General features: G+C 29.4%; 12 protein-coding genes. 6 read left to right on the top strand and 6 right to left on the bottom strand.

Translation table 11 applies throughout. The annotated features are described in order from the left end of the window. Positions 1-87: 87 nt before the first annotated feature. Positions 88-1920: a T9SS type A sorting domain-containing protein gene (locus BTO18_RS15105; protein ID WP_105017023.1), complete on the top strand. Its 1833-nt coding sequence runs from the start codon at positions 88-90 to the stop codon at positions 1918-1920. 86 nt (positions 1921-2006) lie between these two features. Next, positions 2007-2723 carry a 3'-5' exonuclease gene (locus BTO18_RS15110; RefSeq protein WP_105017024.1) on the top strand — a complete coding sequence of 239 codons (717 nt, stop codon included), beginning with the start codon at positions 2007-2009 and terminating at the stop codon, positions 2721-2723. On the opposite strand, the gene BTO18_RS15115 is transcribed toward BTO18_RS15110, so the two are convergent. After that, positions 2720-4585, bottom strand: coding sequence for an ABC-F family ATP-binding cassette domain-containing protein (locus tag BTO18_RS15115; RefSeq protein WP_105017025.1), 1866 nt, complete (start codon positions 4583-4585; stop codon positions 2720-2722). The two genes, BTO18_RS15110 and BTO18_RS15115, sit on opposite strands and share 4 nt — an antisense overlap. Positions 4586-4877: 292 nt before the next feature. Here BTO18_RS15115 and BTO18_RS15120 point away from each other — a divergent pair, with 292 nt between their 5' ends. The 4 genes from BTO18_RS15120 to BTO18_RS15135 are packed head-to-tail and all read left to right on the top strand — an operon-like array spanning position 4878 to position 8881. Continuing rightward, on the top strand, positions 4878-5894 hold the full coding sequence (locus tag BTO18_RS15120) for a sugar phosphate nucleotidyltransferase (protein WP_105017026.1): 1017 nt from the start codon (positions 4878-4880) through the stop codon (positions 5892-5894). Continuing rightward, a complete protein-coding gene (locus BTO18_RS15125; protein ID WP_105017027.1) occupies positions 5894-6874 on the top strand; it encodes a tetratricopeptide repeat protein in 981 nt (326 codons plus the stop codon). Before BTO18_RS15120 ends, BTO18_RS15125 begins: the two co-directional genes overlap by 1 nt. A gap of 1 nt (position 6875) precedes the next feature. Continuing rightward, entirely contained in the window at positions 6876-7646 is a 771-nt protein-coding gene (lolB1, locus tag BTO18_RS15130) for a lipoprotein insertase outer membrane protein LolB1 (protein ID WP_105017028.1), read from the top strand. Positions 7647-7690: 44 nt separating this feature from the next. Continuing rightward, entirely contained in the window at positions 7691-8881 is a 1191-nt protein-coding gene (locus tag BTO18_RS15135) for a murein hydrolase activator EnvC family protein (RefSeq protein ID WP_244905144.1), read from the top strand. On the opposite strand, the gene BTO18_RS15140 is transcribed toward BTO18_RS15135, so the two are convergent. The 5 genes from BTO18_RS15140 to BTO18_RS15160 all read right to left on the bottom strand — a co-directional run bounded on the left by BTO18_RS15140 (position 8882) and on the right by BTO18_RS15160 (position 15585). Next, positions 8882-10471: a phytoene desaturase family protein gene (locus tag BTO18_RS15140; RefSeq protein WP_105017030.1), complete on the bottom strand. Its 1590-nt coding sequence runs from the start codon at positions 10469-10471 to the stop codon at positions 8882-8884. A gap of 126 nt (positions 10472-10597) precedes the next feature. Next, a complete protein-coding gene (locus tag BTO18_RS15145) occupies positions 10598-13468 on the bottom strand; it encodes an Ig-like domain-containing protein (RefSeq protein ID WP_105017031.1) in 2871 nt (956 codons plus the stop codon). 151 nt (positions 13469-13619) lie between these two features. Further along, positions 13620-14120 (bottom strand): mechanosensitive ion channel domain-containing protein, encoded by a 501-nt coding sequence (locus BTO18_RS15150; RefSeq protein WP_105017032.1) that lies wholly within the window; start codon positions 14118-14120, stop codon positions 13620-13622. Between the two features lie 4 nt (positions 14121-14124). Beyond that, positions 14125-14637 carry an acyl-CoA thioesterase gene (locus tag BTO18_RS15155; RefSeq protein WP_105017033.1) on the bottom strand — a complete coding sequence of 171 codons (513 nt, stop codon included), beginning with the start codon at positions 14635-14637 and terminating at the stop codon, positions 14125-14127. A gap of 42 nt (positions 14638-14679) precedes the next feature. After that, entirely contained in the window at positions 14680-15585 is a 906-nt protein-coding gene (locus BTO18_RS15160; protein ID WP_105017034.1) for an HU domain-containing protein, read from the bottom strand. Positions 15586-15703 lie beyond the last annotated feature (118 nt).

Genomic DNA, 15703 nt, shown 5'->3' on the forward strand with positions numbered 1-15703 from the left:
ATAACTTAACAGTAATATAATTACACCAAATACTAACTACTTAATATAATTTTTTAAATTTATAACTTAATTTAAATCAAATCAAATATGAAAAAAAATTACTTATTTACTTTATTGTTTACCTTATGCTACACATTTACTGGTTTAAGCCAAACAACAGTTTTTCAAGAATCTTTTGAAACTGGAAATTCAGGAACAGCATCCGAAACTTGTAATGATGGTTTTGATTTTTTTACCAGAGCAAAGAATGATGGCACAGAGTTAGGATCATCATATAACGTTTCTGGTCAAGATGGTGACTATATTTTTGCAGCTATGGATACAGATGGATCACCATGTTCAATGAAAATACAAACATTAACTTTTGATGATATTGATATATCTACCTACACAAACTTAACATTTGCAATTTTATTAGCAGAAGATCAACCAAGTGATTCTAACTTTGATTGGGATGGTAATACAAATTTTTTTGTTGAAATAGATATTGATAATTCAGGAAATTTCACAAAGATTTTACAAGTTTCAGGAAATGCTACCAGTGGCTCAAATGTTTCTAAACCAATGATTGATAGTGATTTTGATGGGATAGGAGATGGTAAAGCATTAACAGAAAATTTCACAGAATTTACAGCAAGTATGAACTCTGGATTACTAGCAGACGTTAGGATTGTTTTTGAAAATTTTGATGCTGGTGATGAAGATATAGCAATTGATAATATTAGAATTATTGATGGTTTTGTAGCAGAACCATCATTATCTATTGGAGGCATCACAGCAAATCAAGTTTTTAATCCATCTACTACAGAAGTTCCTGTAAATTTTAGTCTTGCTAATTTTACGCTTTCAAAAGATAATGGTTCTGGTATGACTGATAATTCTGGAGATGGTTATATAAAAACAACCCTAGAAGAAACTGGTCAAGCTACAGAAGTTGCTAACTTTTTTACAGCTACACCAAGCCCAATAACTGTTGTGGCTGGTAGAAGCTATACAGCAACTGCAGAATTAGTAGATAATTCAGGTGCCTCTTTAAATCCTAAAGTTGAATCTAGTGTTTCTTTTAGTGTAGCTGTCTATAATCAAGTAGCTAATTTAGCTGCATTAAGAGCAGGTACAGAAGGTGAATATTATGATCTAGGGAATGAGGTAATTTTAACTTATGCAAGGAGTAATAGAAATCAAAAATATATACAGGATGCAACTGGTGGTATGTTAATTGATGATACAGCAGGTACTATCACAACTACTTACACTACTTATGATGGTATTACTGGTTTAAAAGGAAGATTGGGCTCTTTTGGAGGCGTTTTACAGTTGGTGCCAGACGTAGATACTGGGGCTGCAACATCAACAGGAAATGCAATTACACCAGAAGTTGTTACATTAGCTAATTATGTTGCAAACTATAAAGATTATGAGTCAGAACTTATTAAAATTGAAGATTTGTCTTTTGATAATAATGATGTTGGTCAAAACTTTGTTTCTTCAACAAAATATACACTAACTTCAGGAAATTCAACAGTTATTTTTAGAACATCATTTTCAGAAGCTGATTACATAGGTACAGCAATACCAAGTGGAACTGTTGATATGACTGCTTTTGGAGCAGAATTTGATGGGGAAGTTCGAATACTTCCAATAAATTTAGCAGGGCTGGTTTTAGGTGTAAAAAATAATACAATTGAAGGTTTTGCAACATATCCAAATCCTGTAACAAACAATACTTTTACAATTTCTAGTTTAAGTTCAGATACAAAACAAGTATCAATATTTAATGTTTTAGGAAAAAGAGTTTTTTCTACAAATGTTTCTGGTACTAAATCAGATGTTGATGTTTCTGAAATAGCATCAGGATTATATATTTTAAAAGTTACTGAAGGTACCAAAACAGCAACTTCTAAATTAGTAATTGAATAAATTAAACTATTTAATAGATATATAAAAGCTCTGATTTTTCAGAGCTTTTTCTTTTTACTATATTTATCAAAAGAAAAAGTAGTGCTATGAATCTCAAATTAAAATTAACGTCCATACTCTTTTTAGATATCGAAACTGTACCTCAAGAAAAAGATTGGGGAAATTTATCTATAGAAAAACAACAACTTTTTGAAGCAAAAACAAAATACCAAAGGAAAGAAGAATATACTGCAGATGAATTTTATGGCAGCGCAGGAATTTGGGCAGAATTTGGTAAAATTATATGTATTTCTGTTGGTTTTTTTACTGATGTAGATGAAGAAAGAAAATTTAGGGTAAAGTCTTTTTTTGGAGATAATGAACAACAACTTCTCAAAGATTTTAAAGTGTTATTAGATAATCATTTTTCTAAAAGAAATCATGTTTTATGTGCTCATAATGGTAAAGAATTCGATTTTCCTTTCATTGCAAGGAGAATGATTATCAATCAAATAGAATTGCCAAAAAAACTAAATCTATTTGGTAAAAAGCCTTGGGAAGTTCCTCATTTAGATACTCTAGAGTTATGGAAATTTGGAGACTACAAGCATTATACTTCCTTAAAATTATTAACGTCAATTCTAGGAATTCCTTCCCCAAAAGATGACATTGATGGGAGTGAAGTGGCTAAAGTATATTATGAAGAAAAAAACATAGAACGAATAGTAAATTATTGTGAGAAAGATACGATTGCAGTTGCTCAAATATTGCTACGTTTTAATAATGAAGGTTTAATAAAAGATGAAAATATCATAAAAGTTTAATCTTCCATTTTCATAGAAAGCTCTAACCAACGTTCTTCTTTTTGCTCAAGCATATTAATAATGTTTTGTAGTTCTTCAGATTTTTTTTGAATATCTTCTTCTGGTATTTCTACATTTACAAACTGCTGCTCAATTCTGCTTTTTTGATTTTGTAATCTTTCAATTTCAACTTCTAAAGCACCGAATTCTCTTTTTTCGTTGTAAGATAAAGCTGTTTTTGTGATCTTTTTTTCTTCTTTCTCTTTATTTATTGTTACTTCTTTGGTTTCCTCTTCATAGGGGTTAGAATTTTCATAAGCTCTAAAATCAGAATAATTACCAGGAAAATTTTCTACAATTCCATTGCCTCTAAACACAAAAAGAGAATCCACAATTTTATCCATAAAATAGCGATCATGAGAAACGACCAATAAATTTCCAGGATAATCTAATAAAAAACTTTCTAAAACATTTAAAGTAACAACATCCAAATCATTAGTCGGTTCATCTAATATTAAAAAATTAGGATTTTGAATTAAAACAGCACATAAATACAATCGTTTTTGTTCACCACCAGAGAGTTTTTCAACAAAATCGTATTGTTTTTTCTTATCAAATAAAAAACGTTCTAATAATTGAGCAGCAGAAATTTTTCTACCTTTTGTTAAAGGTATAAATTCACCAAAATCTTTAACCACCTCAATTACTTTTTGCCCTTCTTTAATTTCGATTCCTTTTTGAGTATAATAGCCAAATTTAATGGTCTCACCAATCACTACTTTACCTCCATCAACAGGAATTTTTTGTGTAATAATATTTAAAAAAGATGATTTTCCACTACCATTTTTACCAATAATCCCTATACGTTCCCCTCTTTTAAAAACATAATCAAATCCATCTAAAATAACTATATCATCAAAAGACTTTTGAAGCTTATGTAGTTCTAGAATCTTACTACCTAAACGTTCCATATTTATCTCAAGTTGAACTTTATGGTCTTTTCTTCTTTGGTGTGCTTTTTTCTTAATTTCAAAAAAGTCATCAATTCTAGATTTAGATTTTGTAGTTCTAGCTTTGGGTTGCTTTCGCATCCAATCCAATTCTTTTTTAAATAAGCTTTTAGCTTTACTTAAATTTGTAGCTTCTAGTGCTAATCTTTCTTCTTTATTTTGAAGATAATAAGAGTAATTACCTTTGTATTTGTAGATTTTTCCTTCATCAAGTTCTAAAATTTCATTACAAACCCTTTCTAAAAAATAACGATCATGTGTTACCATGAAAAGTGTTATTTTTTCTTTGGCAAAGAAAGCTTCTAGCCATTCAATCATTTCTAAATCTAGATGATTAGTTGGCTCATCAAGAATTAATAAATCTGGTTTGCTAATTAATACTATTGCTAAAGAAAGACGTTTTTTCTGCCCACCTGAAAGAGATGCTATTTTTTGATTTAAATCATCAAGTTTAAGTTTAGATAAGATTTGTTTGTATTGAGTTTCAAAATCCCAAGCATTATATTGTTCCATTAATTCAAAAGCATTTTGGTACGCATCTGCATCATCAGGGTTTTCTAGCGCTTTTTCATAATTTTTGATAACAGACAAAATTTTATTATCAGTAGCAAATATGGTTTCTTCAATAGTTAAATTCGTATCCAAATCATCTTTTTGAGCCAAATAAGCAATAGAAATGTCTTTTCTACTCACAATTTGACCAGAATCAGCTACATCTAAACCAGCAATGATGTTTAAGATGGATGTTTTTCCACTTCCGTTTTTAGCAACAAATGCAATTTTTTGATCCTTATTTATCCCAAAAGAAATGTCTTGAAACAAAATACGCTCACCATAAGATTTTGAGATGTTTTCTACAGAAAGATAATTCACTTATAAAATTTTACAATTGCAAAGAAACAAAAAAACCCAAGATTAACTTGGGTCTTAATTCATTTATAAATAAAATGACTTCTGGGGGACTATAATATTTTTATATTTTATATCTGGTGTAAAATTAAGGGAAATATATATGCTTGTCAATACCCATAAATGGGGGAATTTCAAAACCCCATAAATGGGGTTTTATACCCCCATAAATGGGGTTTTTATAATTAGAAAAAACTATTTTACGATTACTTAATTAATAGTATCTTGCAATTGAATTAATTTAGAAATTTTTTATATGAAAATTATTGTCCCTATGGCTGGAATAGGTTCTCGCTTAAGACCTCACACGTTAACTGTTCCTAAACCCTTAACTGTTATTGCAGGTAAACCAATTGTACAACGTTTAGTAGAAGATATTGCTTCTGTAATTGATGAAAAAATTGATGAAATTGCTTTTGTAGTTGGTACAACTGCGAAAGGATTTCCTTCTGATACAAGAGATAAATTATTAAAAATTGCTGAAAAATTAGGGGCTAAAGGCTCTGTTTATATTCAAAAAGATGCTTTAGGTACTGCACATGCTATATATTGCGCTAAAGAATCTTTGGGTGGGCCATGTGTTGTTGCATATGCAGATACTTTATTTAAAGCAGATTTCACATTAAATACCAAAGCTGATGGTGCAATTTGGGTAAGTAAAGTAGAAAACCCAAGTGCTTTTGGAGTAGTAAAATTAGAAGATGGAATTATTACTGATTTTGTTGAAAAACCAAAGAAATTTGTTTCTGATTTAGCCATTATAGGTATTTATTATTTTAAAGATGGTGATAAATTATTGAGTGAAATTCAATATTTAATCGATAATAACTTAAAAGAAAACAACGAATATCAGCTTACAAATGTTTTGGAATCGCTGAAACAACAAGGGGCAAAATTTGTACCTGGTAAGGTAAATGCATGGATGGATTGTGGTAAGAAAGACCCAACTGTAGATACCAATAAACAAACTCTTAAATTTGAACATGAAGCTGGTAATAATTTAGTTGCTGATGATGTTGTTTTAGACAATTCAGAAATTATTCAACCTTGTTTTATAGGTAAAAATGTAGTATTAAAAAACACTAAAATAGGACCTTATGTTTCTATTGGCAAAAATAGTAGTGTAGAAAATTCAACAATTACAAATTCGTTAATTCAAAAGGATGTTAAAATTTATAATGCTACTTTAGATAATGCTATGATTGGTAATCATGCAAAATATAATGGAGAGTTTACATCTGTTAGTATTGGAGATTATTCAGAATTGACATAATGTTTTTGATTAGAGTAAATAAAATAGAACTAATAGAAAAGAGACAGTTTATAATATATAGATTGGCTCTTTTCTCTTTATTTTATATTCTTTTATCTCTAAAGACTTTTTCACAAGATAGTATTCCTGCAAAAAAAGATTTAACAGAAGAAGCTGAATTAAAGTTTCAGCAATTTTTCTTTAAAGCTCTTTCTCAAAAAGCGATTGGCAATCATCAAAAAGCAATTGAAAATCTTGAAAACTGTAATCAAATTTTACCTAATGATGCATCTGTATTTTTTGAATTTTCTAAAAATTATTTATCATTAAATAATAAACTACTTGCTAAAGAATATATAGATAGAGCCCTAAAAAAAGATAGTAATAATATTTGGATGTTAAAGCATTTGGTTAAAGTATATCAAAAGGATAATAACTTGTCAAACGCTATAGAAATACAACAAAAAATTATTGCTATTAATCCAAAAGAAAGAGGTTTTTTAGTAAAACTTTATTTATACAATAGAGATTATGAAAAGGCTATTTCTCTACTAAATTCATTAGCTAAAGATGGTGTTTTAGATGCTAATTTAAAAAATATAAAGCGTAGTTTAGAAAACAGAAAAGTCGCTAAAAAATCAACAAAAAAAATACAAAATATTACAGATTTAATTGATGATTTTGAACGCGAAAAAAAATACACTACACTAGAAAAAATTTTAAAAATATCTAAAGAAAATGCTGTTTTATTAAAGTACAGTGAGCAAGGTATTACATTGTTTCCTGCACAACCTTTTGTGTATTTTGTACATGGAAAAACATTAAATTATCAGAAAAACTATAAAAAAGCGTTATCTATTTTAGAGAATGGAATTGACTTTGTGATAGAAGATAAAATGGAAGCAGATTTTTATAAGCAAATGGCTAAAGCTCATAAAGGTTTAGGAAACAGTAATGAAGAAAAAAAGTATCAATTAAAAGCTAAAAAACTAAAAATTTAAGATGAAATCTTACCAGTATATTTTTTTACTAGTGTTTTTATTTGCTTCATGTAAAACAAAAAAAAATATGATAGATGCAAATGCTATTGCAAAAAGTATATCTGCAAAAAAAGTGGCTAAAAAGCATATTGCAGCAAATTTTGATAAAGAAACTTTAGACGCAAAATTAAGGGTAAATTTTAATAACGGTAAAACCAATCAGAACTTGTCTGTAAGTATGAAAATAAAGAAAGATGAGGTTATTTGGTTAAAAGGTTCAAAATTAATTACTGTTTTTAAAGCAGAAATTACACCAACTTCTGTACGCTATTATTCGTCTTTATTTAAAAATTATTTTGAAGGAGACTTTTCTATGATAAAACAATTATTAGGTGTAGAAATTAATTTTGAGCAACTTCAAAACTTATTTTTAGGGCAATCTCTATTAAATGTTAAAGAAGAAAAACAAGAAGTAGAAATTGTAAACAACAGTTACGTTTTATCTCCCGAAAAACAGGCAGCATTGTTTGATATTTTTTTTACTATTAACCCTTCTCATTTTAAATTAGATAACCAAGCTATTGTTAATATAGAAAAAAATTTACGTTTAGATATTGAGTATCCTAATTATAATTTAATAGAAGATGTTGTTTTTCCGACTGCTGTTAATATTAAAGCTAAAAATAGTAAATCTATTACTGCAATAGATTTGGTATATAAATCAGTACAGTTTAATACTGATGTTAAGATGTCTTTTAATATACCTAGTGGTTATAAAAAAGTAAAATTTTAGTGCATCCTATAAAATATCATACGGTTTTTATCTTACTTCTTTTGGTGAGTTTTCCTAGCTATAATCAATCTAAAAAAGAGTTAGAAAAACAACGAAAAGAGTACAAATCTCAAATAAGCAGATTAAATAGATTATTATTTGCCGAACAAAAAAATGAGAAAAATGCTTTTGAGGCTTTAAAAGATATTAATAAAAAAATTGAAGTAAGAAATAAATTGATAAATACTATTAATTTAGAAGCCAAACTACTAGCTAACCAAATAAAAAATAACGAGAGAAAAATTGATAAACTAAACAAAAATTTATCAGCTTTAAAAGCAGATTATGCTGACATGATTTACAAATCTTACAAAAGCAAATCACAACAGAGTAGAACGATGTTTTTACTTTCCTCACAAAATTTTTATCAAGCTTACAAGCGTTTAGAATATATGAAGCAATATAGATCCTTTAGAAAAAAACAAGGAGAAGAAATTGTTTTGCAAGCTAAAGTGATAGAAAAAGTTAAAGATTCTCTAGTACTACAAAAAAAAGAAAAAGATATTTTAATTTTATCAGAAGAAGGTCAGAAAAAAGAAATTGAGGCTGATAAAAAAAATCAAGAAGATTTAATTTCTAAAATAAAAAAGAAGGAAAGTAAATATAAAAGAGACTTACGAAAAAATGTTAAAGAGGAAAAAAGAATTGCAGCCAAGATTGATAAGTTGATAAAAGCTGAAATTGCTAAAGCAAATAGAGCAACAAAAAAGAAGTTTAAATCAGCACCAAAAACTACAAAAAAGAATGAATTTATTTTGAGCCCTGAAGCTAAAATCTTGGCTTCGAAGTTTGAGAAGAATAAAGGTAATTTACCTTGGCCAGTAGAAGAGAGTATTATTACCAGAAGATATGGGGTTCAACCACATCCTATTTTTCCAGGAATAACTATAAATAGCCCAGGGATGCATTTTACAACCTCTAAAGGGAGTGATGCAACTGCTATTTTTGATGGAGAAGTTTTAAATGTTTTAATTGGTTCTGGAAAAACAAAAAATGTAATGGTTAGACATGGTAATTATATTACATCTTATAATCATTTAGAAAACGCTTATGTTAAAAAAGGGGATAAAATTGTTACTGGTCAAAAAATTGGAAAAATTTTTACAGATAAAGTCAAAAATAAAACTACTTTAATTTTTGTATTGTTTAAAAATACAAAACGGTTAAACCCTAAATCTTGGCTAGCCAAAAGATAGCTACTTCTTCATTACCTTTTTAATAATATTTTTTTTGGTCATTGCAACAGTTGTAATAACTCCAGAAAATAGAGCAGCAGCAATTCCAGCAGTAACTACATCTTGCCCTGTTAAAAATAAATTCTTAATCTTGGTTCTTGGTTTTAAAAATTGTTGTCTAAAACGTTTTGGAGTATGGTCTAAACCATAAATTTCTCCTTCATCATAATTGATAAAATGTTGCGTAGTTAAAGGTGTAGAAAGTTCATAGTGTTCAATTTTACCTTTGGCTTGTGGTACGTGTTTGTACAAAACATTTAAAAGTCTTTGTGCTATTTTTTCTTTTACAGCATTATACTCTTCACCACGTTTCATCCATTTGGTGCCATTCCAAGTTTTAAAACCTTCGTAAGGCAATAACGTAATAATATCTATCGTGCTTTTTCCTGGATACCTGTTACTCCAATCAGGATCTTTAGCAGAAGGAAATGAAATATAAACCACAGGAAAATCAGCATCTAAATCATTTAAATAATTATTTACAGCAGTATCATGATCTATTTTATCTGGGTAAATCCAATAATTGGTTTTTGGCAAATTTAAATCTTCTGGTGAACCCTCTAAACCAATATATAAACACGCGTGAGAAACAGATCTTTTTACGGTTTGTAATTGAGTTTTTAACTTGTGTTTTTCAACTATATTTTGAGGTAGCAATTTATGGTAAGTAGTCATAATTCCTGCTCCAGAAATAATATTTTTGGCATAAAAGCTTTTCCCATCCTTCATTTTTACACCAATAGCTTTATTTTTATTGATGAGAATCTCGTCTACTTCTGCACTAATTAGAATAGTTCCACCAGCTTTTTCGATAACTTTATCAACGGTTTTTGCAATTTCTGATGAACCACCAACAGGAAAGCTTCCTCCAGCAAAATAATGTCTTGCAACAGCAGCGTGCATTACAAAACTGCTTTCTTTTGGTGGCAAACCATAATCTCCATATTGCCCAGAAAGCACTTTTATTAATTCTTCATTATCTGTTAATCCAGACAATACTTCATAAGTAGTTTTATCAGAAAATTTATAAAAAGGATTTCGCATTTTGCTTCCAAAAAACTTACTGATTAAAGGATGCATTGCTTTATCCATATAAAATTTCTGACTTGTTTTAATAGCAGTAAAAACCAAATTGACATAATTATAAATTGCTTTTTTTTCGTCAGGGAAATAAGAAAGCATTTTATCTTTAAAGTTCTGAACACCTTTAACAAAATCGTATTCTTTGTCGCCAATAACAATTTTGTCATAGACTTCACCCATATCTGCCCATTCTAATTTGCCATCAGAAATATAATCGAAAAGTTTACGAATTACAGAAGTTTCTCTCTGCACTTCACCAATATAATGAATACCAACATCCCACTCAAAACCCTTACGTTTAAAAATGTGTGTAAATCCGCCAGCAATATAATGACGTTCTAAAACCAACACTTTTTGGCCTTCTTTAGCTAAAATAGCAGCAGAAGTTAGACTTCCCATTCCAGAACCAATAATTATAGTGTCGTATTTTTCTGCTAAAGCAGGATTTTTCTTGTAAGATTGAATCATAAAGTGAATTGTAAAAGCCTATTTGCTAATATACAATGTAAATTTTTTACTCTAACATTACTAAAAAATATGAAGAGGTATATATAATATTATATGTACCTCTTCATATTTTAGATAAATTATCTTTTATTTAAAAATTAATTTTTTTGTTCCAAAGTTCATTTCTAGACTAGTAATTTTCATAAACACAATTCCTGGTTTAAGATTTAAGTTTAAATCAAACTCATTCTTTCCTATTTTAATTTCTATTGGAGAACTATAAACAACTTTACCTGTTACATTATAAAGTACAAGTTTAGCAACTGTTTTTACTGAACTTAATAAAGTATTTTTTAAATAACCTTCAGATGGGTTTGGATGTACTATATAGCTATTTTCTAGCACAGAAAATTCATTTGTTTTAAGAGCACCAAAAGAAGATGTTTTTGAAGCATTATCTCCAACAGTTATGGTCACTATTGCAGTATCAGCAAACCCATTTCCATCAGTAATTGTGTATTGAAAAGTATCGATTCCAGTAAACCCAGAAGGAGTTGAATAATTAATTTTACCATTCACTACTGCAATTGCACCACCATTAGTACTTGCAGTTGACATTTTACCATTTGTGAGAGTTAATGGATGTGTTGCACTTTCGCCATTTTCACCAAAACTATCGTTATTAGTAACATCAATAGGGATATTAACACTATTAGGATCTATTATTACAGCATCATTCACAGCATTAAGAGGTCCACTTGCTACAATTTCTTCTTTAACATTTATTGTAACATTTGCTGTAGATTGATTGCCATTAGTATCTTGAATAGTATAACTAAAGTTGTCTTGACCTACAAAACCATATGCAGGAGTATACGTAATTAAAGAAGAGTTTGCAGAAACTGTGAATCCTTGTGTGCTATTGGTATCAAAATCAGTTATAGTTGTGCCAGCAGAATCATTAGTTAATACATCTAATTGAGAAGCAGTATCTACATTTACAGAGAATGTATCATCCACTGCATTAGCAGGTAGGCTACCTCCAACAGTTATGGTCACTATTGCAGTATCAGCAAACCCATTTCCATCAGTAATTGTGTATTGAAAAGTATCGATTCCAGTAAACCCAGAAGGAGTTGAATAATTAATTTTACCATTCACTACAGCTATTGCACCACCATTAGTACTTGCAGTTGACATTTTACCATTTGTGAGAGTTAATGGATGTGTTGTACTTTCGCCATTTTCACCAAAACTATCGTTATTAGTAACATCAATAGGGATATTAACACTATTAGGATCTATTATTACAGCATCATTCACAGCATTAAGAGGTTCACTTGCTACAATTTCTTCTTTAACATTTATTGTAACATTTGCTGTAGATTGATTGCCATTAGTATCTTGAATAGTATAACTAAAGTTGTCTTGACCTACAAAACCATTTGCAGGAGTATATGTAATTAAAGAAGAGTTTGCAGAAACTGTGAATCCTTGTGTGCTATTGGTATCAAAAGTAATTATAGTTGTGCCAGCAGAATCATTGGCTAATACATCTAATTGAGAAGCAGTATCTACATTTACAGAAAATGTATCATCCACTGCATTTGCAGGTAGGCTACCTCCAATAGTTATGGTCACTATTGCAGTATCAGCAAACCCATTTCCATCAGTAATTGTGTATTGAAAAGTATCGATTCCAGTAAATCCAGAAGGAGGAGAGTAGTTTATCTTGCCATTCACTACACTAATAGCTCCACCAATATTTGTAGCAGTAACTATTTTTCCACCTGGAAGTGTTATAGGATGTGTAGGATTCTCACCATTAGGACCATAACTATCATTAGCAGTTATGTCTATTATATTATCAAAACTGTTAGGAACAACAGTAATAGCGTCATTGGCAGCATCTAATGGAGGTATATATTTTTCTACTGTTAAATTTACAGTTGCTGTTTTTTGTGAACCATTTGTATCTTCTATAGTGTATGTAAAGTTATCTTGCCCTATAAAACCTCTAGAGGGATTATAAGTCAATACGTTAGAATTATTGCTTACAGGAAACCCTTGTGTGGTAAATGCATCAAAAGAAATTATAGTTGTATTAGATGAATCATTAATTAAAACATCTAAATTAGTAGTAATGTCTTCAACAATTGTGAAAGAATCATCTGTTGCAAATAAAACCTTTTCTAGAGGCTCAATTTTTAAATAATCAATAATCATAGTATGGGTTCCACTCCAATTAAAATTACCAGCCCAAGGCAATTGTCTAAAACCTATAATAACTTCAGACCAACCAGTTGCAACATTAGTGGTAATTGTTTCTTGAAGAATACCATCTATAAAAAAATCAATTTTATCTTCTCTCCAATCTATGGTGTAGGTATGAAATTGGTCGTCAATTAGTGAAATTTTCTCATTAAGATTATTTACCACTGGTTTTTTAGTTCCTGTAAACGGTTTGTTGTTCCTCTCATTTGCATTTCTCCAAGTATTAAACCTAGCATCTGTCCAACCACCATTTTCAGGTAGTGTTTCATGATTAGGAGTAGCAGAATCATTGGCTACAACTTCTATATCTACTTCATTAAATATTGATCCTTCTTGATTATATGTAAAAAGAAAGCCTACTAAACCACCATCTACAACAGCTCCTTTCATTCGAACTTCAAGACGATGGTTTTCTCCTACGCCTCCAAATTCTAAAGTTTGGAAGGGATGAATCCAATCTGTATCATTATTAATATCTGCATCTACAGTTAAATAAGCATTACCATCTCCAGGAATAAATTTATTCCAAGCATCTTGAGATGGGTAAATTTCATTATGATAAGTCCAATAAGCTCCATTTGGTAGATTAGTAGGATATCCTACATCATTAAAATCTTCAAAATAAGTAATTGAGTTTGATTGCGCTAGTACATTTGAAGTAAGGAATATTATTAAAAAGAAATATAATAAAAGATTACTGGATGATACCTTACTAACAGATACGAAAGTAGTTGTTTTAATCATTAGGGGGATTTTAAGGGTTAATTTTTGATTAAAATTTAGATAAAATTAATTATCTATAACGATAAATTTTTCACAAATTTAGTAAAAAATAACAGATTTAAAAGAATATTTAAAAATTTTACCTGTATTATATTAAATTAATAAGCTTATATTATTTTGTTTTATAGCTAATATTTTTTTGAAGTACTATAGAGTTAGGTACAGTAATCATAGTGCTATCAGGTGTTTTTAGTGTGATGAAAAAAGCACCAATATCTATAATTTCGCCAGTTGTATTATTATCTTTTTCTAAAATGGTAATAGTATCTCCTATTTTTACTGGGTAATTAATATAAAGAATTAAACCAGCAGTAATATTTGAAAGTAAAGACCATTGAGCAAAAAAAGCAATTCCTAAAATGGTTAAAAATGATGAAATGTAAATGAGTAATTGTTTTTCATCTACACCCCAAATAAAAGCAATGATTACAATTACAGTACAGTAAATTAAAATAGTAATTATTTTATTTAAAATAACAACCCTAGCTCTTTGAAAACCAAATTTTATACGAATATTTCGTAAAGATTTAGAAACCAGTATTCTAACTAGAGTTCCTAGTAAAAGAACAACTAGCGAACCTACAATTTTAAAATCATTTAAAAATTCTAACATAATTTTAAGATTTAAATAGAGCCTTTAGTTCAGTAGCTTCATTAGGTTGCATTTTTCCTGCTAAAACTAGACTCAACTGTTTCCGTCTTAAAGCTCCTTCGAAACGTTCTTTTTCTAAATCTGTTTCAGGAATTATTTGCGGAATTTGAACAGGTTTCCCAGTTTCATCTACAGCAACAAAGGTATAAATCCCTTCATTTACTTTAGTTCTTTGTCCAGATTGTCTGTCTTCTATCCAAACATCAACATAAATTTCCATAGAAGATTTAAACGCTCTAGAAACTTTTGCTTCTAAAGTAACTACACTTCCAACAGGTACAGATTTATTAAAAGCAACATGGTTTACAGAAGCTGTAACCACAATTCTACTAGAATGACGTCTTGCAGCAATACTGCAGGCTCTGTCCATTCTTGCTAATAATTCTCCACCAAAAAGATTGTCTAAATAGTTAGTGTCTCCAGGTAAAACTAAATCAGTAAGTACAGTTAAAGATGCTGCAGATGTTTTTGCTTCCATTGTTTAAATTTCTGCAAAGATAAGAATAGACTTGGATTAATATTACTTTTTAACCAATAACCAAGCATCTTTAGAAACCGTTTTTTGGATTCTATATAAGTTGTTTATTGCATCGTTTTTATCTGCATAACTTGCAAATGTAACTTCAGTTAAGCCCCATTTGTTAACGCCTAAAATGCTAGCATCGTAACCCATTTTTTTCAACTGTTTTACTTTCTTCTCTGCATTTTCTTTAAATTGAAAAGCACCAGCAACTACATGAAAAGATTTGGCTACTTTTTGAGTAACATTCAACTCGATAGTTGGTAAAGGATTAGAAATAACAAAAGTAGCTGCTTGAATTTTTTTCTCTAAAGCTTTTTCTTGGTTTGCTAAAAGCGTTTTTTGTTTGTTGTTTTGATATGCATCGTTGCCTGCAAAACCTAAAGTTAATAAAATAGCAGCAGTTGCAGCATACTTTATAAATGCAGGAATCCCTTTTTTAGGCTCTTTTTCTAAAACAGGAATTAAAGGTTTTACTATCGTTTCTTTTCTAGTGATTAATGAAGATTCAACATTAGCCAAACCAAAAGATTCAGATAAATAATTTACTTTATGATTTGGTTCAAAAGTTATTTGACGATTTTCATTCAAAGTCAAAACACCAATATTGCCAATAACCAAAGGTTTTCTTTGGATTTCGTTTTGCCATTTAATTACAGACAAACTGATAGCAGTAGAAGCCTTTTCGAAAGAAATATTTTCTGATGAGGCAATATAATTTGCCAATAAACCATCACTTACTTTCAAATGACTATTAAAAGTAATTTGTTTTGAGGGTGGATAAAAAGTATGCGTGCTTTCATTTAAAATTGCGCCTTTTTTGTTGGTTACAAAACCACCAAAATCTGGCACAATTACGCAATCATATCTATAAAGTAAATCGTTTATGTAGTTGGCTAAAATCATATTAACAAAAATAGAAAAAATGGCATACCATACTAAAGATTTGTGGAGAATTTATTCACAATTTTTGTCTACTTTTAAGAATAGAAAATCATTCTGTAAAAAGATAGATTTTATACGA

The sequence above is a fragment of the Polaribacter porphyrae genome, from assembly GCF_002954685.1.
Taxonomy (GTDB): domain Bacteria; phylum Bacteroidota; class Bacteroidia; order Flavobacteriales; family Flavobacteriaceae; genus Polaribacter; species Polaribacter porphyrae.